The organism is Azospirillum tabaci, assembly GCF_014596085.1.
Lineage (GTDB): Bacteria > Pseudomonadota > Alphaproteobacteria > Azospirillales > Azospirillaceae > Azospirillum > Azospirillum tabaci.
In genome coordinates this window covers 177,906-195,853 of record NZ_JACCJY010000003.1, presented here as the reverse complement: position 1 = coordinate 195,853, position 17,948 = coordinate 177,906, and the positions used below count along the sequence as shown (strand labels likewise).

The following is a 17,948-nucleotide window of genomic DNA, read 5'->3' as shown; positions in this document are numbered from 1 at the left end:
CTGCCTGTCGTTCCTAATTCATTTTGGCAGCCTCTCGATGCGAAGGCCCAAACTTCGGAAATCAGTTCATGAAATTCACTCAACATCCTGGTAAAAAATGGTTTTTTACAGTCGTTCCCCCTTGCCATCAAGATAGCCGTTGATCGTCGCCAGGAAGTCCCTCGGCTGGATTGGCTTGGGCACATGCGCATCGAAACCGGCGTTGGAAAAGCGCAGCATGTCCGTGGGTGTGGACAGGTTTGTCACCGCGACGACCAACGTCCTCGCCAAGGCCCGGTCGGCGCGGATCATCCGGACCAGCTCGACCCCGGACAGGCCGGGCATCACCACGTCCATGATCACCAGGTCGGGCTTCAGAGCGCGCATCAGGTCGAGCACGCCCCGCGGGTCGTCCGTCTCGCTGACGCGGTGGCCGCCCTCCTCCAGGCAGCGAACCAGAAGCTTGCGCATCAGCGCGTTGTCATCGACGACAAGGATGGTCCGCGTCCTGTCCAACGACTGCGCGTCCATGGAATCCGTTCCGCCCGTCATGGCGACTTGCCGGCGCCGGCGGACGAGGCGTCCGACAGCCACCAGGAGTCGAAGGAAATGGAATAGGGCGGCACGGTGTCGGGGCGCTTCAACCGGTTCCAATAGGCGACGCGGTAGACGCCGGAGTACCAGTGCGGCACCACGTAATGGTTCCACAGCAGCACCCGGTCGAGCGCCGACACCGCGGCCTTCAGATCCTCCTGGCTGTTGGCGCGGACGATCTCGCCGATCAGGTGATCGACCGCCTCACTGCGCATCCCGGCCATGTTCTGGCTTCCCGGACGGTCGGCGAAGGCCGATCCCCAGTAGCCGGTCTGCTCATTCCCCGGCGACAGGGACTGCGGCCAGACATGGACCACCATGTCGAAATCGAAGTCACGCGTGCGGTTCTCGTACTGGGTGGTGTCCACCGTGCGGATGCTGGCGCGGATGCCAAGCCGTTTCAGATTCTCGATGAAGGGCAGCGTCACCCGCTCGAAGGTTGGGCTGTCGAGAAGGATTTCGAAGTCCAGCGGCTTGCCGGTCGCGACGTCGACCCGCACCCCGTTGCGCACATCGGTCCCCGCCTCGTCGAGCAGCCGCTTGGCCTCCAGGAGGTTGCGGCGCAGCCCGTTCTGGCCCTCCGTGCTGGGCGGGTGGTAGGTCTTCTCGAAGACCTCGGCGGGGATTTTTCCGCGCAGCGGCTCCAGGATCGCCAGTTCACGGCCCTGCGGCAGGTCCTTGGATTGGAGCGGCGAGTTCTCGAAGTAGCTCTCCGTCCGCTTGTAGGCGCCGTAGAACAGGGTCTGGTTCGTCCATTCGAAGTCGAAGGCGTAGGCGATGGCCTGGCGCACCTTGGGGTTTGCGAAGACCGGGCGGCGCGTGTTGAACACGAATCCCTGCATACCCGCCGGCACCTCGTTGGCGATCTCCTCCTTCACCACCTTGCCGTCGCGCACCGCGTCGAAGTCGTAGCCGGTGGCCCAAGTCTTGGCGACGTTCTCCTGTCGGAAGTCGTAAAGCCCACCGCGGAAGGCCTGCAGGGCGACGCTGGTGTCCCGGTAATACTCGTAGGCCATGCTGCCGAAATTGTTCCGCCCGACATTCACCGGCAGGTCCTTGCCCCAATAGTCGGCGACCCGCTCATAGGTGATGCCGCGGCCCGGATCGAAGGACGCGATGCGGTAGGGACCGCTGCCCAGCGGCGGGTCCAGCGTGGTCGCCTGGAAGTCCTTGCTCTCCCAATAATGCTTCGGCAGCACCGGCAACTGCCCGACGATCATCGGAAGCTCGCGGTTGTCGCCCGGCTTGAAGGTGAAGCGGACGCGGCGCTCCCCCTCCGCCTCGACCTTGTCCACGGCGCCGTAATAGCTGCGGTAGAAGGGATGACTCTCCGTCAGGATGGTGAAGGAGAACACCACGTCGTCGGCGGTGACGGGCTTTCCATCGTGCCACCGCGCATCGGAGCGCAGGTTGAAGGTGATCGCTGAGCGGTCCTCCGGCATCTCCACGCTTTCGGCGAGAAGGCCGTATTCGGTGAAGGCCTCGTCCGCCGACCCGGTCATCAGCGTGTCGTAAATCAGCGTCGCCCCCGCCGCCGGCACGCCGCGCAGTGTGAAGGGGTTCAGCGTGTCGAAGGAGCCGATGGCCTGGAGCGTCACCTTCCCGCCTTTCGGGGCGCCCGGGTTGACGTAATCGAAATGCCGGAAGTCCGGCCCGTATTTCGGCTCGCCATACAGCGCCATGCCGTGCCGCGGCTGCGCGCCCACCGATCCGGCCACGGCGGCGGCGATCAGCCCGATCAACATTCCAGCGGCCACACGGCGCATGCCCATCCTCCCATCAGTCCCTTCGGAGCGCTGGCCCCGGTTCCGCTCTGATAACATGTGGGAGAGGTGAAGCGGTGCGAAACCCCCTTCCTCAACCCGCGGCGTCGCACCCTGCGATTTGCTCTGGTGTCCCGGCGGGCTTGCGGTCATGGTTTTCGGCAATCCGCGCGGCCAAGCGCGACCAAGCATGGAGGGTTCTTCGACCGTGTCCGCCGAATTCACTGTCTACGGCAATTTCAATTCGCAGCCCGCCACCCGCGTCGTCCTGTTTCTGTCGATGGCCGGGGTGCCGTTCACCTACCGCCATGTCGATCTGCGCGGCGGCCAGCAGAAGTCGGCGGATTATCTCGCCATCAACCGCTTCGGCCGGGTGCCGACCCTGGTCCACGGCGACCTCAGCATTTCCGAATCGGGCGTCATCCTGACCTATCTGGCGGAGAAGACCGGCCAGTTCGGCGGCCGGGACGAGCAGGAGAAGGTCAGGCTGGCGGAGTGGCTGTCCTGGCTGGCCGACGTGCTGCTGCCGGTCCAGCGCGCCCGCGCGGTGCGCAAGTTCCACGGCGACGCCAACGCCCTGCCCTGGATCGACGCCGCGGCGGCCAGCGGGCTGGCCCAGTTCGACCGCCATCTGGCGGGCCCCTTCATCGAGGGCGAGCGGCTCAGCATCGCCGACATCTTCGCCTTCCCGTGGATCGATCTCGTGGAGGAGTCGAACATCGACATCGCCACCTACCCCAACGTCCAGGCATGGCACGCCCGTGTTCTGGCCCAGCCCGGCGCCAAGCGCCAGATGGCGCTGATGCCGCAGCAGGACGTCGGCTGATCCCAAAAGAAAAAGCCCCCACCCGCGATGCGGATGGGGGCCCTTTTTAAGCGGACGCTCTTACTTCTTGGTGCCGGCCGTCGCCGCGAAGCTGTCGTAGGGCAGCTCGGCGACGCGGAACCACAGCTGGGTCTCGTCCAGGAACGGCTTCCAGCTTTCGTAGATCGTCTTGAAGTTCGGGTTGGTGCTCGCCAGCTCGTCGTAATACTCGAAGGCGATCTTGTGGGCCTGCTCCATCAGGTCGCGCGGGTAGGCGCGCAGGATGGTGCCCTTGGCGACCAGACGCTTCAGAGCCTTGGCGTTCTCCGAGTCGTAACGGGCGATCATGTAGGTGTTCGCCTCGGCGCAGGCGGCCGTCAGGATCGACTGATAGCTCTTGGGGAGCTTCTCCCACTCCTGCAGGTTGACGTAGAGCGAGACGTTCGGCCCGCCTTCCCACCAGCCCGGGTAATAGTAGTACTTGGCGACCTGATGGAACCCCAGACGCTCGTCGTCGTAGGGGCCGACGAACTCGGTCGCGTCGATGGTGCCCTTCTCCAGCGCCGGATAGACGTCCGCGCCGGCGATCTGGGTCGGGGTGGCGCCCATCTTCGACATGATCTGGCCGGTGATGCCGGCGATGCGGATCTTCAGGCCCTGGAAGTCCGCCGCGGTCTTGATTTCCTTGCGGTACCAGCCGCCCATCTGGGCGCCGGTGTTGCCCGCCGGGAACTGGATGACGTTGTGGTTCTTCATGAAGGCGCGCATCAGCTCCAGGCCGCCGGCCTGGAACCAGGCGGTGGTCTGACGGGCGTTCGGGCCGAACGGAATGGCCGTGTCGAAGGCGAAGGTCGGGTCCTTGCCGACATAGTAGTAGCCGCAGGTGTGGCCGCATTGGACCGAGCCGTTCTGCACGGCGTCGAGCACCTGGAGGCCGGGCACCAGCTCACCACCCGGGAAGGCCCGGATCTGGAACTTGCCGTCCGTGCTTTCGGCGACGCGGCGGGCGATCAGCTCCGAAGCGCCGAACAGGATGTCGGTGCTCTTCGGGAAGCTCGACGCCAGGCGCCACTGGATTTCCGGCTGCGACTGCGCAATGGCCGGCGCGGCCACGCCGGCCACCGCCAGCCCCGCACCCGCGGCCGCAGCGCCCGCACCCGCCGACTTCAGAAACGCACGTCTTTTCACGATTCTTCTCCCGTGGACTCCGCCTTCCCTTTTCGTTTCAAGCAGCCCGTCGGACCACTTGTTGCGAGGGAATTTTCACAAGTGTAACAAAGCAGCGTTTTCGTTCCGATTCATCGCACAAATGCGCATGACAGGTCTACCCTGGCCCTACGGATTACGCGCGCCCGTCAGCCGCGCCGTCCCAGGAAGGCGGAGAGCGGCGGCAGGATCAGCGTCCGCCCGTCCGCGGTGACCTCGGGAGCCGGCGCTCCCGGCGGGCGCGGCAGGTCGAGTGCTGCCATCGGCGGCTTGCGTTTCAGCGCGTATTCCGCCGGCTGGTCGGAGAGGTTGAAGACGGCCAGCAGGTCTTCGCCCTCCACTGCCCGCTCGAAGGCCAGCACGCTGCCGGCCTCCTCCACCGCCGCCACGCCGCCCTGCGTCAGCGCCGGATGACGACGGCGCAGGCGCAGGGCCTCCCGCCAGATGTCGAGCGGGCTGCCGGGGCGTCGCTCCTGCGCGTCCACCGCCAGGGCGTGGTGGGTTTCTGCCACCGGCAACCAGGTCTCGACCGCGCTGGAGAAACCGGCGCTGGCGGCGCCGGACCGCCAGGGAATCGGCGTGCGACTGCCGTCGCGCCCCTGGAAGTCGGGCCAATAGGCAATGCCGAAGGGGTCGCGCAGGTCTTCCGGCTCCAACACCGCGTTGGGCAGCGCCAGTTCCTCCCCCTGGTAGAGGCAGACGGTGCCGGGCAGCGTGGCGAACAGGGTGGCCAGCAGGGCGTTGAAGCGCTCCGGATCGGCGCCGGGCGGCAGCCAGCGGCTGGCGGCGCGCTCGACGTCGTGGTTGGAGAAGCTCCAGCAGATCGCCTCGGGCTGCGGCGTGCCGGTCAGCGCCCCGGCGAAGTTCTGCGCGGTGAAGGGCTGCTTGGCCAGCGACAGGGTGTAGGCGGCGTGCAGCCCCTGCGGCCCGCAATAGGCGGCGATGCGCCGCGCCGCGCCCGGCTGGCTCGACAGTTCGCCCAGCAGCACCCGGTCGGGATAGCGGTCGACCACCGCGCGCAGCCGGCTCAGCACGGTGTGAATGGCCGGGTGCATCATGTCGTAGAGATGCTGTTGCAGGGCGAACAGCTTGGCCGGCGGCTCCGCCCCGCTCCAAGCCGCCGCGGGGTTGGAGCGGAACTGCGGGTCGTGGGCGAAGAAGTCCACCGCGTCGATGCGGAAGCCGTCCACCCCGCGCTCCAGCCAGAAGGCCGCGGTGTCGTCGAGCGCCTGAAGCACCGCCTCGTCGTGCAGGTTCAGGGCGGGCTGGCTGGACAGAAAGTGGTGCAGGTAGTACTGGCGCCGCCGTGGCTCCCACGTCCAGGCGGGGCCGCCGAACACCGACAGCCAATTGTTGGGCGGCGTGCCGTCGGGTCGCGGGTCGGCCCAGACGTACCAGTCCGCGAATTCGCCGCCACGCGACCGGCGGCTGGCGCCGAACCAGGGGTGCGCATCCGAGGTGTGGCCGCAGACCAGATCCAGGATCACCTTCAGCCCGTGGCCGTGCGCCGCCTCGATGATGCGGTCCACCGTCTCCAGCCGGCCCATGCGCGGGTCGACCGCCCGGTGATCGGTGATGTCGTAGCCGAAGTCCTTCTGCGGCGACGGATAGAAGGGGCTGATCCACACCCCCTGCACGCCGAGCGACGCCACATGGCCGATGCCTTCCAGCACGCCTTCCAGATCGCCCCAGCCGTCGCCGTTCCGGTCGAGGAAGCTGAGGGGATAGATCTGGTACAGCGCGGCACCGCGCAGCCACGACGACGCCTGCGACATGAGGACCCTCCACAAGAGACTCGTGGAAAGGGTCTCCCCATAGCCCTAACGATCGGTTACCGACCCGTTTTGGTCACGGCTCCCGACCGCTCGGCGGTGACGTCAGGCGCAACCAGGGCGCCCAAGCCTGACGCATGGCGTCGCTCCACATCCGCATCGGCGCCGCCCATGGGGCCAGCCACGGGGCCAGCATCGGGTTGGCGTTGGCGAAGGCCGGGTTGAGCAACGGGTTGGCCGAGGCCAGCAGCGCCGGCCCCATCATCCCGCGCAGCGCGTCGAAGGACGGCGTGGCGGTGATCTGCACGGCGATCGTCTCGGCCCCACGCTCCGGGTCGTCCCGGTGCAGGATCTGGATGTCCAGATTTGGCAGTGCGGCGGTCAGCTTGGTCTCGTCCATCGTCCTCATCCCTTCGGTGCCGGCGGGCCTCGAGGCCGGGGCCATGGTCGCCGAACGGCGGGCCCGCCGCAACCATGCAACCAAAAGCCGGCGCGGATGTTTCCCGCTGGCAGCCGATGGGCTGGCAACCGATGGGGACTCCAGCATGGACGGACTGACGGTCACCGATCCCCGCACTGAGGCGGAAGAGGCCGCGGCCTGCGCCGGGCTGAACTATGTCTGCGACGACGAGCCGGGCATCCGGCGACGCCGCGCCGGCAAGGGCTTTTCCTACCAGTGGCCCGATGGCACCCGTGTGACCGAGGAGGACACGCTGGACCGCATCCGCAAGCTGGCGATCCCGCCGGCCTACCGCGGCGTCTGGATTTGCCCGGACCCGGACGGCCACCTCCAGGCCACGGGCCGCGACACCCGCGGGCGCAAGCAGTACCGCTACCATCCCCGCTGGACCGAGATGCGTGAGGGCACGAAGTTCGGGCGCATGCTGGACTTCTGCCGCGCCCTGCCGGCCATCCGCCGTCAGGTGGACAGCGATCTCGCCCGTCGCGGCCTGCCGCGGGAAAAGGTGCTGGCCGCCGTGGTGCGCCTGCTGGAAACCACGCTGATCCGCGTCGGCAACGAAAGCTACGCGCGGGAGAACCGCAGCTACGGACTGACCACGCTGCGCGACGACCACGCCGACATCGACGGGGCGGAAATCCGCTTCTCCTTCAAGGGCAAGTCCGGGAAGGAATGGAACGTCGCGCTGAAGGACCGCCGCCTCGCCCGCGTCGTCCGCGCCTGCCGCGACGTGCCGGGGGAGGAGCTGTTCCAGTACATCGATCGCGACGGGCAGCGCTACGCCGTGAGTTCCGGGGACGTGAACGAGTATCTGCGCGCCGTCACCGGGCAGGACTTCACCGCCAAGGACTTCCGCACCTGGGCCGGCACCGTTCTGGCCGCCATGGCTTTGCGGGAGTTCGAAACCTTCGACAACACCGCCAAGGCCAAGCGCAACGTCACCCACGCCATCGAGCAGGTGGCCGCCCGTCTCGGCAACACCGCCAGCGTCTGCCGCAAGAGCTACGTCCATCCCGAAATTCTGGACGCCTATCTGGAGGGCAACCTTCTGGACTCGCTGACCCGCGAGGTCGAGACCGAGCTGCGCGAGGAGCTTCCCGAGTTGGAAGCCGAGGAGGCCGCCGTCCTGGCCTTCCTGCGCGGCCGGCTGGAGCGCGAACGCCGATCCCGCGCCAACGAGAGCCGGCGGCGGCGCGCGGCGTAAGGCTTATGCTTCCGGCTGATCCTGGGCGGAAAGGCCGTCGCCCCAGTCCAGCCGGCGCGCGGCCTTGAAGGCGCCGCCGTCGCGCTTGCCGAGAATCCGCTCCGTCCGGGCGCCGTCCCGACCACAGAGCTTGAAGCCGATGCGCCCGTTCCCGGCGTTCCAGGGCGGCGCGATGATGCGGGCATCGGGCGGCGCGCCGGGCTGGCGCGACGCGGCGATGTAGACGAACTTCTCGTCCTCCCAAGGCACCTCCGCCCCCTTGGCCATGCGGTGCAGGCGGGAGCGGGCGACCCGGCGGGAGAAATGGCACCAGTCCGGTGCCGCCAGCGGGCAGGCGGCGCTGTGCACGCAGGGCGCCACCAGATGGGCACCGGCGGCGACCAGCCGCTCCCGCGCCCGGACGATCCGCGCCCAGCCGGCGGGCGTGCCGGGCTCGACGATCAGCAGCGTCCCGGCGGTGAGCGACCACAGCCGGTCGACCAGCCGGTCGCGCGCCGGCTCCGCCAATTCGTCCAGAACATAGGCCAGGGTCACCAGATCGCGCAGTTCCAGATCGGGCAGGTCACCCGTGGCGTCGCCGGCCCGCCATTCGATCCGCGCGGGCGTCGCAGTCCCAGACAGTGTCTCGCCAACGGCGCGGATGGCCGGGCTGCCCTCGATCAGCAGGGCGTCGTCCAGGCTGGCCCAGCAGTCGGACGCCGCCCACAGCGCCGTGCCCGGCCCCGCCCCGACATCCAGAGCTGTGACCGGCGCGAAATCAGGAAGCGCCTTAGCCACCGCCTCCATGCTGGAGCGGACGGCGGCGAAGGTCGCCGGCAGGCGGGTGGCGAGATAGGCCCGCGCCGCCAGATCGTCCGACAGGTGGAAACGCCCGTCCCGCACCTCCGCCCGGTAGCGTTGGGAGAGGCGATCCGCCGCGCGCTTCAGGTCGGACAGGGCGATGCCGTCGAGCGCGCGGTCCACCGCGTGGCGGAGCGAGGGGGGGAGTTCCATGAGTCCGGAAGCAGGCAGGCGTGGTTGTCGTTCCGCCTGTTAGCACGCCGCGCAGGCGTTCGGAAACGGACAATGCGCGGATGGGCATCACGCGCATTGCGTCCACAAAGAGAATGTTCTACTAAATATTCTCACATAGGTTGGTCGTGCGCGAAGGGGGCTTTGTGAAAATAAACGCCATGGTGCTCGTGACCTGCGTCACGATGCTTGCCGCTTGCCAGACCACCTACGCACAAAGGCCCATCCGCATGGCCCCCGCGGCCATGCAGTATTTTGCCGACTGGGCCGCCATCCCCCACGCCAAGGCCTTTGCGGTCAGTGAGAATGGCCGCGCCGTCGGAATCGTCTACTGCCCGGAGTTCGGCGGCTGCGCGGGGCCTTCGGAATCCACCGCCATCAGCATCTGCGAGGCCAATTCGAAGGGCGTTCCCTGCCTGATCTACGGCGTCGATGGAAAGCCCGTTCTCGACGATCCCAAGCTGCAAGCGTATCTGGAAACCCACAAGGGCGACCGCTCGAAGATCCGATGACCGGAGCGCCGGAAAGCGCTCCGGTCTGAAGATCCAGCGTCAGGCCCGCACCTGCCGCAGGAAATCGTCCACCGCGCCGTTCAGGGTGCCGGCCAGTTCCGACAGGCGGTCGGCCGCCCCCATCATGGCGTCGGCGGAGCGCCCGGTGTCCACCGCCACGCGGCTGACGTCGCCGATGTTGGACGACACATCGGTGTTCATGCACTCCACGATGCGCACGTTGTGGGTGATCTCCGAAGTGGCTTGGCGCTGCTGCTCGACCGCCGCGGCGATGCCGGACACGCTCTCGCCGATCACGGCGATGGTGGAGCCGATGCGGGCGATGGCCTCCACCACCCCCATGGTCGATTGCTGGATGCCATGGACCAGCGTGGCGATCTCCTCCGTCGAGGAGGCGGTCTGGGAGGCGAGCGCCTTCACCTCGGTCGCGACGACGGCGAAGCCCTTGCCGGCGTCGCCGGCCCGCGCCGCCTCGATGCTGGCGTTGAGCGCCAGGAGGTTGGTCTGCTGGGCGATGGCGGTGATGATGGCGACCACCTCACCGATCTTCTGGGCGGAGTCCGACAGGCCCTTGGTCAGCCCGTCGGCGCGCCGGGATTCGGCGACGGCGTCCTCCGCCACGCTGCGCGACTGGGCGATCTGCTGCCCGATCCCGTTGATGGAGGCGGAGAGCTGCTCGCTGGCCGAGGCCACCGCGCCGACGTTGCGGGTCGCCGTGCCGGCGGCGTCCGCGGCGGCGCGGGTGCGCTGCGCGGTGTCCGACGCCATGCCGGCCACGGCACGGGCGGAGTCGGTGACCTCCGCCGCCGCCACGGACAGCGACCCGGCCACCGCCTGCACGGTGCGCTCCAGCCCGTCCGCCAGTTCCGTCATCAGGTCGCGGCGTTCCTCCTCGGCGCGCCGTTCCTGGTCGCGGCGGGTCTCCTCCGCCCGCTGGCGGGCGTCCAGGGCCTCGCGGAAGGCCTCGACCGCGCCGTGGATGTCGGCGATCTCGCGCAGGGGCGAGGGCCGCAGGGGCACCGCACCCTCGCCGCGGGTCAGCGCCTGGAGCGCCCGGCTGGCGTCGCGCACCGGCCGCATGATGAAGCGGTAGCCCAGCAGCATGTTCAGGCCGCCGATCAGCCCGATCAGCGCGAAGGCCCCCAGCGCGATCAGCGTCAGCCGGTCGAGCACCGCGGTGAGCGCCGCCGCCCCCTCCTGGCTGCGCGCGGTCACCGCGTCGGAAGCGGCGTTCATCCCCTGCACCAGCCCGTCGACCAGCGTCCGGACCTCCTGGTTGTGGGCGTGGGCATCGGTGGTCAGGCGCAGCGTTTCGGTGCGCTGCGCGAAGGCCTCGTCCAGCGCGGCGAAGGACGCGATGTCGTCGGCGACACTCTCGAACTCGTCAGCGGACGGCAGATGCCGGCGCAATTCCATCGCCTTCACCATGTGCTCGCGAAACTGGCGCAGGTCGTTGCCGACGGCCGGCGGGTAGAGCTGGGACGGCAGGCGGGTCAGCAGGAACTTGGCGTCGCGGATCGTCGAGAAGAGCGTGGCGAGAGCCTGCTCATCCGCCGGTTGCGTCGTCGCGCGCATCGCCGCGGACAGGCCGCGGGCGATGTCGCCCGACAGATTTTCCGCCCGGCTGATGTTGAAGCCGAATTTCTTGTCCAGCGCCTCGACCTTGGCGCCGATGGTCGCGGCCTCCCGGCTCGCCGCGACCGCCTTGGCGACGGTCTGCGCGATCTCCGGCGCGGCGTTGGCGGACATCCGCGCGGCGTGGGCGTCCAGGCCGGACAGCGCCTCGGCCCGCGTCGCCTCGTCGCCGCTGGCGATCACCGCCTCGCCCAGCTTGGCGAGCCGTTCGGCCTCCAGCGCGATCCGCTGGTTCTCGGCCACCCGCTGCGCCAGTTCGGCGTTGCCGTCGGCGATGCGCGTCGCCTCCATGGCGGTCATGCCGCCGAACACCGCCAAAGCGGCCACCACGACGCCCGCAATCAGGCAATCCACCACAACAACTTGAAAGGTCGAGCGTTTTGCCCGATCACTTGCACCGGATACCATCTCCACACCTCGCACGCAGCGTTCCCCCGAACCCTTCGTTGTTCCGGATGGGCCGCGCGGGGCGGCTCCTCCGAAGCCTTATTGTTTGAGTACCTATATGCTCGGGGATGTGCGGATGAGGCTATTGTGGAAAACCGAAGACGGCGCCCGACCGTCCGGTGGCGCCGCCTCTGGTTGTTGCCTGTGCTGTGAAACGGGGAGGGACTGAAGCCGTTACAGACCGGCCCCGGCTCCTCCGGCCAGCGCTACGCAGACGCGGTCCCGGCCCTCGAGGCTGCCGCAGCCGCCGCTGCGCTGAGACACGAAGCGGATGACCACCCGTTCCCCCTTGCCGACCGCGTTGGGTGGCAGCATCGCCTCGGCGACCAAGGTTTCCACCGTGCGGGACGGCGTCCGTCCGGAGCGGGCCGCCGTGGCGGCCGGCGCGTCCCGGTCGGTGGCAGCGACGAACTCCACGGGCGGACGGGCCTCGCCGCGGCCGGCGGGTTCCACCACCACCGGCGAGGGCACCAGCGGCGCCGGGCGGGGCTCCAGAGCGGCCACGGCGACCGGCGCCGGGGAGGCCGGGGTCTGCGGCACCGGTGCCACTGGTTCCGGCACCACCGCGGCCACGGCAACCGGTGCCGCCGGCTTGGCGGAGGGTTTGGCGGACGGCATTGGAGCGCTCGCCGGAACGATGGCGACCTCGATCGCGCTGGCCCCCGCCGACTGCGACGGCTCGCGCGGCGCCACGCCGCGCAGCGTCGGCGTCAGGGCGGCGATGTACATCCGCGTTTCCCGCGGCAGCCTTTGCTTGCCGGCGAGGTGCGAGGCGTAGCAGGCCGGACCGCAATTGTACGCCGCGAGGAAGCCCGGCGCGCCGAACAGGTCGTACATCTCCCGCAGATAGGCGGTGCCGGCCAGGATGTTGTCGCGCGGATCGGACGGATCGGACCCCAGCCCGTACTGCGTGCGCATCATGTCGTAGGTGCCGGGCATCACCTGCATCAGCCCGATGGCGCCGGCATGGCTGGTGATGGTGCGCCCGTTCACGACGGAGCGCCCACCGCTCTCGCGCATCATCACGGCTCTGATCCACTTCTCCGGCACGTCGAACCGCTCCGACGCCTCGCGGATGTGTGGGACCCAGCGGCCGAGCGGGTCCTTCGGATCAATCGGGACTTCGGCCACCTCCGGGGCCTTGACGGCAAGCTCCGCCGTTTCCGGAGCGTTCGAGGCGCAACCCGCCAAGCCGAGGGCGAGAATCAGGGCGGCACCGGCGGCGCGGGCCGCGGTGAAGTCGCGATAAGCCACGAGGTGGGGTCCGTGCTGGTTGCACAAAGATCGAAAGCGTTACCCTCTCTTTGCGATGTAATGGTGCCGTCTGTCAAGCAACAAGGCGGGTGTAATGTCCTGATTCCACGGCCTTTCCCTTTTTCATAGCCCATTGGAATGGTTTTCAGGCAAATGCTGTTCATCCGGATTTGCCCTTTTTCTGCCCTGTTTGACAGTGATGCCGTCTTTGCCGTGCAGGCGAGAGACCCATTCCTGTCACGCCCAAAACTTGTGGCCCGATTGCCGCAGCCCCCTCAACCTCTTGACTTTTCAAACACCAATCCATATTGAATGAACGTTCATTTATAGACACGCGCCGATGCCCGACAGCTCTCCCCTTCCCCCGCCCCGCCGGTCCCGGCGCAAGGAGGCCCGCCCCGCCGAGGTGATCGAGGCGGCGCGCGACCTGTTCATCTCGCGCGGATTTGCCGCAACCAAGCTGGAGCACGTCGCACGCAAGGCCGGTGTCAGCGTCGGGCTGCCCTACCTCTATTTCGAAAACAAGGAAGGGCTGTTCAAAGCGGTCGTCCGGCAGTCCATCCTGCCGCAATTCCAGATGAGCGAAGACCTGCTGGACAGCTTCACCGGCAGCAGCGAGGAGTTCCTGCGCGGCCTCGCCCGCGGCTTCTGGGAGATGGAGCAGAGCCCCAACGCCGGCTTGTCGAAGCTGGTCATCGCCGAGGCGCAGAACTTCCCCGATCTCGCCCGCTTCTACATGGAGGAGGTCGTCCTGCGCGGGCGGCGCTTCTTCGCGCGCATCCTGCGCCGCGGCATCGAGCGCGGGGAGTTCCGGCCCGTCGACGTCGAGCAGATGGCCCGCGTCATCGCCGCCCCGCTCAGCATGCTCTCGCTGTGGAACCACTCGCTGCGGCCCTTCGAGCCGGACCCCGCCGCGGCCTCCGCCGAATCCTACCTCGACGCCTATCTCGACCTCGTCCTCAACGGACTGAGGGCCGAACCCAAGGACCGCACCCCATGATCGACGCCGCCCGTTCCGCTGGTCCCGCCGCCAAGCCGCGGCGCCACCTGCTGCTGCCCCTGCTGATCGTCGGGGCGCTGGCCACGGGTGGCGTCGCCTGGAAGACCACGAGCAGCCGCGACGCGGTGTCTCCGGCGGCGGCCAGCCTGCCCCCGGCGGAGCGGGCGGTGGAGCTGTCGCCTATCGAGCTGACCCGGATGGCCCCGCGCCGCCTGACCGAGCTGGTGCGGCTCAGCGGCTCCGTGAAGCCGATGGAACAGTCCATGGTGAAGTCGGAGGTCGCCGCCCGGCTGGTCGAGGTGCCGGTGCGCGAGGGGCAGGCCGTCCGCAAGGGCGAGGTGCTGGCCCGCTTCGACACGGTGGAGCTTCAGGCCAAGCTGGACGAGAAGCTGAGCAACCTGGAAGGCGCCAAGGCGCAGCTCGTCCTGGCGGACAAGACCCGCGCCAAGAATCTGGCGTTGCGCCAGAAGGACATCGTCTCGGAAACCAACATGGATCAGGCGCAGAGCACCTTCCGCTTCCAGCAGGCCACCGTCGCGGCGCTGGAAGCCCAGGTGGACCTCGCCCGCAAGGCGTTGCGCGACGCGGTGGTGGCGAGCCCGATCGACGGAACGGTGGCCGAGCGGGCGGTCAACCCCGGCGAGACGTTGGCGGTCAACGCCAAGATGTTCTCCGTCGTCGATCTCAGCCGCGTCGAGGTCGAGGCGACGGTGCCCGCCGACGACGTGGCTCGGCTGAAGCCCGGCCAGACCGTGCGGCTGCGCGTGGAGGGCTTCGGCGAGCGGGACTTCGTCGGTCAGATCGCCCGCATCAACCCCATGGCCCGCGCCGGCACCCGCGCCATCCCCGTCTACATCGTCCTCGACAACGCCGACGGGGCTCTGCGCGGCGGCATGTTCGCCGCGGGCGACGCGGTGGTGGACGAGGTGGAGGGCGCCTTCGCCCTGCCCCCGGCCGCGGTGCGCCACGACCGGGACGGCGACTTCGTGCTGGTCGTCTCCGGGGACCGGGTGGAGCGCCGCAAGGTCGAGGTGCTGGGCGTCTGGGCGCGCGGCGATCTCGTTCAGGTGCGCGGCCTGGCCGACGGCGATCTGGCGGTCACAGCCCCCCTGCCCGGCCTGACCGCCGGGCGGGCCGTCAAAGTCATGGGATCGTAAGGGAACGGGCCGCGCCATGCCGATCACCCGCATCAGCGTCGACAACCCCGTCTTCGCCACCATGATGATGGTGGCTCTGATGGTGCTGGGCCTGTTCTCCTACAACCGGCTGGGCGTCGACCAGTTTCCCGACGTGGATTTCCCGCTGGTCGTCGTCTCCACCGAATATCCCGGCGCCAGTCCGGAATCGGTCGAGACCGACGTCACCCGCCCCATCGAGGACGCGGTCAACACCATCGCCGGCATCAAGACGCTGACCTCCCGCTCCTACGAGAGCCAGTCGGTGGTGATCGCCGAGTTCGATCTGAAGACCGCCTCCACCCAGGCGCTGCAGGACGTGCGCGAGAAGGTGTCGGCCCTGCGCCCCAAGTTCCGGGACGAGGTGAAGGACCCGCAGATCACCCGCTTCAACCCGGACGACCAGCCCATCCTCTCCCTCGCGGTCAAGTCGGACATCCGGTCCCTGCGCGACCTGACCACCATGACCGACCAGATCGTCCTGAAGCGCCTGCAGAACGTGCGTGGCGTCGGGCGGGCGACCATCGCCGGCGGGGTGAAGCGGCAGGTCCAGGTGCGGCTGCGGCCCGAACGGCTGGAGGCGCTGGGCGTCGGCGTCGATCAGGTCCTCAAGGCGATTCGCGACGAGAACCAGGACATTCCCGCCGGCACCGTCTCCGGCAACGGGGCGGAGCGCGTCGTCCAGGTCGATGGCCGCGTCAACAACCCGCGGGAGCTTCTCGACATCATCGTCACGCGCCGCGGCGGCGAGCCGGTGCGGCTGCGCCAAGTCGCCGAGGTGCTGGACGGTCAGGAGGAGCAAGAGTCCGTCGCCCTGTTCAACGGCCAGCCGGCGCTGGCCGTCGACGTGGTGAAGATCCAGGGCTCCAATACGGTTGAGGTGGCGCGCGGCCTCTACAAGGCGCTGGAGGAGCTGCGTCGCGACGGCTCCCTGCCCTCCGACGTCGCCCTGGAGGTGGTGCGCGACACTTCGCGCGGGATCACCAACTCGCTGAGCAACGTGCAGCGCACGCTGGTCGAGGGCGGCGTGCTGACCATCGCCATCGTCATGGTGTTCCTGGGCTCCTGGCGCAGCACCGTGATCACCGCGCTGACCCTGCCGGTGGCGGTGATGGGCACCTTCGGCGTTTTGGCGGCCTTCGGCTTCACGTTGAACACGATGACGCTGATGGCGCTGTCGCTGGCCATCGGCATCCTGATCGACGACGCCATCGTGGTGCGCGAGAACATCATGCGCCATCTGGGCAAGGGCCAGGGGCACCGGCAGGCGGCGCTGGACGGCACCAAGGAAATCGGTCTGGCCGTCCTGGCGACCACGCTGACCATCGTGGCGGTGTTCCTGCCCGTGGCCTTCATGGGCGGCATCATCGGGCGCTTCTTCCTGCAGTTCGGCATCACCGTGTCGGCGGCGGTGCTGATCTCGCTGTTCGTGTCCTTCACGCTGGACCCCATGCTGTCCAGCCTGTGGTACGACCCGGCGGCCCACGGGCGGCACGGGCGCGGCGTCTTCGGGCGCTTTGCGGCGGGGTTCCAGGGCGCCTTCGACGCGCTGGCGCGGGTCTATGGCCGGACGCTCCGCTGGGCGCTGCGCTGGCGCTGGCTGGTCCTGCTGATGGCCCTGGGAATCTTCGTCGGCAGCTTCCTCCTGGTGCCGCGCATCGGCGTCGAGTTCGTGCCCGCCGCCGACCTCGGGGAATCCATCGTCGATGTGGAGACGCCGGTCGGCTCGTCCCTCGACTACACCGCGGCCAAGCTGCGGCAGGTGGAGGCGGCGATCCGCGAGTTCCCGGAAGTCGCCTACACCTACTCCACGGTGAACACCGGCGCGTCGGTCGGCAAGAACCGGGGCAGCGTCTATGTCAGGCTGAAGCCGATCGACCAGCGCACGCGCACGCCCAACACGCTGGCCCCGCCGCTGCGCGAACGGCTGTCGGCGATCCCCGGCATCCAGATCGGCATCGGCATTCCCGGCGTCGGCGGCGTGCAGAAGCAGATCCAGGTGTCCGTTCAGGGCCGCGACATTGCGGAACTGGACCGCATCGGCAAGCAGGTGACCGCCGCGATGGCCGGCATCCGCGGCTTCGTGGACGTGGACGTCAGCCTCAAGGCGGCCAAGCCGACCCTGTCGGTCCGGCTGGAGCGCGATCTGGCGAGCGACCTCGGCGTCGGCACGGCGCAGGTGGCGGATACGCTGCGCCCCCTCTTCGCCGGCGACAAGGTGTCCACCTGGAAGGCGCCGGACGGCGAGACTTACGACGTGTTGGTGCGTCTGCCGGAAAGCGACCGGGTGGGCCGCGCTGACCTCGACCGCATCTACCTGACCGGCTCCAACGACGCCGAGGGGGCGCCGCGCATGGTGCCGCTGTCGCAGGTCAGCCGGGTCGAGACGACGCTCGGCGCCTCGCAGATCAACCGCCGCGACCTATCGCGCGAGGTGAACGTCCAGGCCAACGTCCAGGGCCGCCCGGCCGGCGACGCCGGCAAGGAACTGCAGGCGGCCATCGCGGAGATCAAGTTGCCGCCCGGCTACCGCATCGTCTTCGGCGGCTCGACCAAGGACATCGCGGAGACGTCGGCCTACGCCACCCAGGCGCTGCTGCTGGCGGTGATCCTGATCTACCTGATCCTGGCCTCCCAGTTCGGCAGCTTCCTCCAGCCCATCGCCATCATGATGTCGCTGCCGTTGTCGCTGGTCGGGGTGTTCCTGGGGCTTCTGGTCGCCGGATCCACGCTGAACATCTTCAGCGCCATCGGCTTCATCATGCTGATGGGTCTGGTGACTAAGAACGCCATCCTGCTGGTCGACTTCGCCAACCAGGCCCGCGCCCGCGGGGTGGAGCTGCGCGACGCGGTGGTGGAGGCCGGCATCATCCGCCTGCGCCCCATCGTCATGACCACCATGGCGATGATCTTCGGCATGATCCCTCTGGCGCTCGGCATCGGCGAGGGCGCGCAGCAGCGGGCACCCATGGCCCACGCGGTGATCGGCGGCCTCATCAGCTCCACCCTGCTCACCCTCCTTGTGGTTCCGGTGATCCTCACCTACCTCGACGCGCTGTCCCGCCGCTTCAAGCGCTGGTTCGCCCACAAGGACCCGGACGCCGTGGCGCACGGCACGGCTGCGGAGTAGT

Annotated in this window: 14 protein-coding genes; 6 read left to right on the top strand and 8 right to left on the bottom strand. The window is 68.6% G+C overall.

Going from position 1 to position 17,948, the window contains the following annotated elements:
- Positions 1-105: 105 nt before the first annotated feature.
- Entirely contained in the window at positions 106-510 is a 405-nt protein-coding gene (locus H0B54_RS05970) for a response regulator (RefSeq protein ID WP_188259610.1), read from the bottom strand.
- A gap of 17 nt (positions 511-527) precedes the next feature.
- Positions 528-2,339: an extracellular solute-binding protein gene (locus tag H0B54_RS05965; protein ID WP_188259609.1), complete on the bottom strand. Its 1,812-nt coding sequence runs from the start codon at positions 2,337-2,339 to the stop codon at positions 528-530.
- Between the two features lie 205 nt (positions 2,340-2,544).
- On the opposite strand from H0B54_RS05965, the gene H0B54_RS05960 reads away from it, so the two are divergent.
- On the top strand, positions 2,545-3,162 hold the full coding sequence (locus H0B54_RS05960) for a glutathione S-transferase family protein (protein ID WP_343068908.1): 618 nt from the start codon (positions 2,545-2,547) through the stop codon (positions 3,160-3,162).
- A 60-nt stretch (positions 3,163-3,222) separates the two neighbouring features.
- Here the strand turns inward: H0B54_RS05960 and H0B54_RS05955 are convergent, their stop codons facing one another.
- The 3 genes from H0B54_RS05955 to H0B54_RS05945 all read right to left on the bottom strand — a co-directional run bounded on the left by H0B54_RS05955 (position 3,223) and on the right by H0B54_RS05945 (position 6,519).
- Entirely contained in the window at positions 3,223-4,329 is a 1,107-nt protein-coding gene (locus H0B54_RS05955) for a TRAP transporter substrate-binding protein (RefSeq protein WP_094302501.1), read from the bottom strand.
- Positions 4,330-4,496: 167 nt separating this feature from the next.
- Entirely contained in the window at positions 4,497-6,122 is a 1,626-nt protein-coding gene (locus H0B54_RS05950; protein WP_188259607.1) for an alpha-glucosidase family protein, read from the bottom strand.
- Positions 6,123-6,195: 73 nt separating this feature from the next.
- Positions 6,196-6,519 carry a hypothetical protein gene (locus H0B54_RS05945; RefSeq protein ID WP_188259606.1) on the bottom strand — a complete coding sequence of 108 codons (324 nt, stop codon included), beginning with the start codon at positions 6,517-6,519 and terminating at the stop codon, positions 6,196-6,198.
- Positions 6,520-6,664: 145 nt separating this feature from the next.
- On the opposite strand from H0B54_RS05945, the gene H0B54_RS05940 reads away from it, so the two are divergent.
- Positions 6,665-7,783 (top strand): DNA topoisomerase IB, encoded by a 1,119-nt coding sequence (locus tag H0B54_RS05940; protein ID WP_188259605.1) that lies wholly within the window; start codon positions 6,665-6,667, stop codon positions 7,781-7,783.
- Positions 7,784-7,786: 3 nt separating this feature from the next.
- On the opposite strand, the gene H0B54_RS05935 is transcribed toward H0B54_RS05940, so the two are convergent.
- Positions 7,787-8,776 carry a small ribosomal subunit Rsm22 family protein gene (locus tag H0B54_RS05935; RefSeq protein ID WP_188259604.1) on the bottom strand — a complete coding sequence of 330 codons (990 nt, stop codon included), beginning with the start codon at positions 8,774-8,776 and terminating at the stop codon, positions 7,787-7,789.
- A gap of 179 nt (positions 8,777-8,955) precedes the next feature.
- Here H0B54_RS05935 and H0B54_RS05930 point away from each other — a divergent pair, with 179 nt between their 5' ends.
- A complete protein-coding gene (locus tag H0B54_RS05930) occupies positions 8,956-9,306 on the top strand; it encodes a hypothetical protein (protein ID WP_188259603.1) in 351 nt (116 codons plus the stop codon).
- A gap of 39 nt (positions 9,307-9,345) precedes the next feature.
- Here H0B54_RS05930 and H0B54_RS30170 read toward each other — a convergent pair whose 3' ends face one another.
- Positions 9,346-11,295 (bottom strand): methyl-accepting chemotaxis protein, encoded by a 1,950-nt coding sequence (locus H0B54_RS30170; protein WP_343068907.1) that lies wholly within the window; start codon positions 11,293-11,295, stop codon positions 9,346-9,348.
- Between the two features lie 267 nt (positions 11,296-11,562).
- Positions 11,563-12,642, bottom strand: coding sequence for a transglycosylase SLT domain-containing protein (locus H0B54_RS05920; protein WP_188259602.1), 1,080 nt, complete (start codon positions 12,640-12,642; stop codon positions 11,563-11,565).
- A gap of 340 nt (positions 12,643-12,982) precedes the next feature.
- Between H0B54_RS05920 and H0B54_RS05915 the strand changes: the two genes are divergently transcribed.
- Genes H0B54_RS05915 through H0B54_RS05905 form a run of 3 tightly spaced genes read left to right on the top strand, consistent with a single transcriptional unit; the run spans position 12,983 to position 17,947 of the window.
- Positions 12,983-13,642: a TetR/AcrR family transcriptional regulator gene (locus H0B54_RS05915; RefSeq protein ID WP_188259601.1), complete on the top strand. Its 660-nt coding sequence runs from the start codon at positions 12,983-12,985 to the stop codon at positions 13,640-13,642.
- Entirely contained in the window at positions 13,639-14,799 is a 1,161-nt protein-coding gene (locus H0B54_RS05910; protein WP_188259600.1) for an efflux RND transporter periplasmic adaptor subunit, read from the top strand. Before H0B54_RS05915 ends, H0B54_RS05910 begins: the two co-directional genes overlap by 4 nt.
- 16 nt (positions 14,800-14,815) lie before the next feature.
- Positions 14,816-17,947 (top strand): efflux RND transporter permease subunit, encoded by a 3,132-nt coding sequence (locus tag H0B54_RS05905; protein WP_188259599.1) that lies wholly within the window; start codon positions 14,816-14,818, stop codon positions 17,945-17,947.
- Position 17,948 lies beyond the last annotated feature (1 nt).

Coding starts and splice junctions, on each gene's coding strand:
- H0B54_RS05940 (WP_188259605.1), top strand. CDS start 6,665: ATGGACGGACTGACGGTCACCGATCCCCGCACTGAGGCGGAAGAGGCC.
- H0B54_RS05965 (WP_188259609.1), bottom strand. CDS start 2,339: ATGCGCCGTGTGGCCGCTGGAATGTTGATCGGGCTGATCGCCGCCGCC.
- H0B54_RS05945 (WP_188259606.1), bottom strand. CDS start 6,519: ATGGACGAGACCAAGCTGACCGCCGCACTGCCAAATCTGGACATCCAG.
- H0B54_RS05915 (WP_188259601.1), top strand. CDS start 12,983: ATGCCCGACAGCTCTCCCCTTCCCCCGCCCCGCCGGTCCCGGCGCAAG.
- H0B54_RS05935 (WP_188259604.1), bottom strand. CDS start 8,776: ATGGAACTCCCCCCCTCGCTCCGCCACGCGGTGGACCGCGCGCTCGAC.
- H0B54_RS05970 (WP_188259610.1), bottom strand. CDS start 510: ATGGACGCGCAGTCGTTGGACAGGACGCGGACCATCCTTGTCGTCGAT.
- H0B54_RS05930 (WP_188259603.1), top strand. CDS start 8,956: ATGGTGCTCGTGACCTGCGTCACGATGCTTGCCGCTTGCCAGACCACC.
- H0B54_RS05910 (WP_188259600.1), top strand. CDS start 13,639: ATGATCGACGCCGCCCGTTCCGCTGGTCCCGCCGCCAAGCCGCGGCGC.
- H0B54_RS05950 (WP_188259607.1), bottom strand. CDS start 6,122: ATGTCGCAGGCGTCGTCGTGGCTGCGCGGTGCCGCGCTGTACCAGATC.
- H0B54_RS05905 (WP_188259599.1), top strand. CDS start 14,816: ATGCCGATCACCCGCATCAGCGTCGACAACCCCGTCTTCGCCACCATG.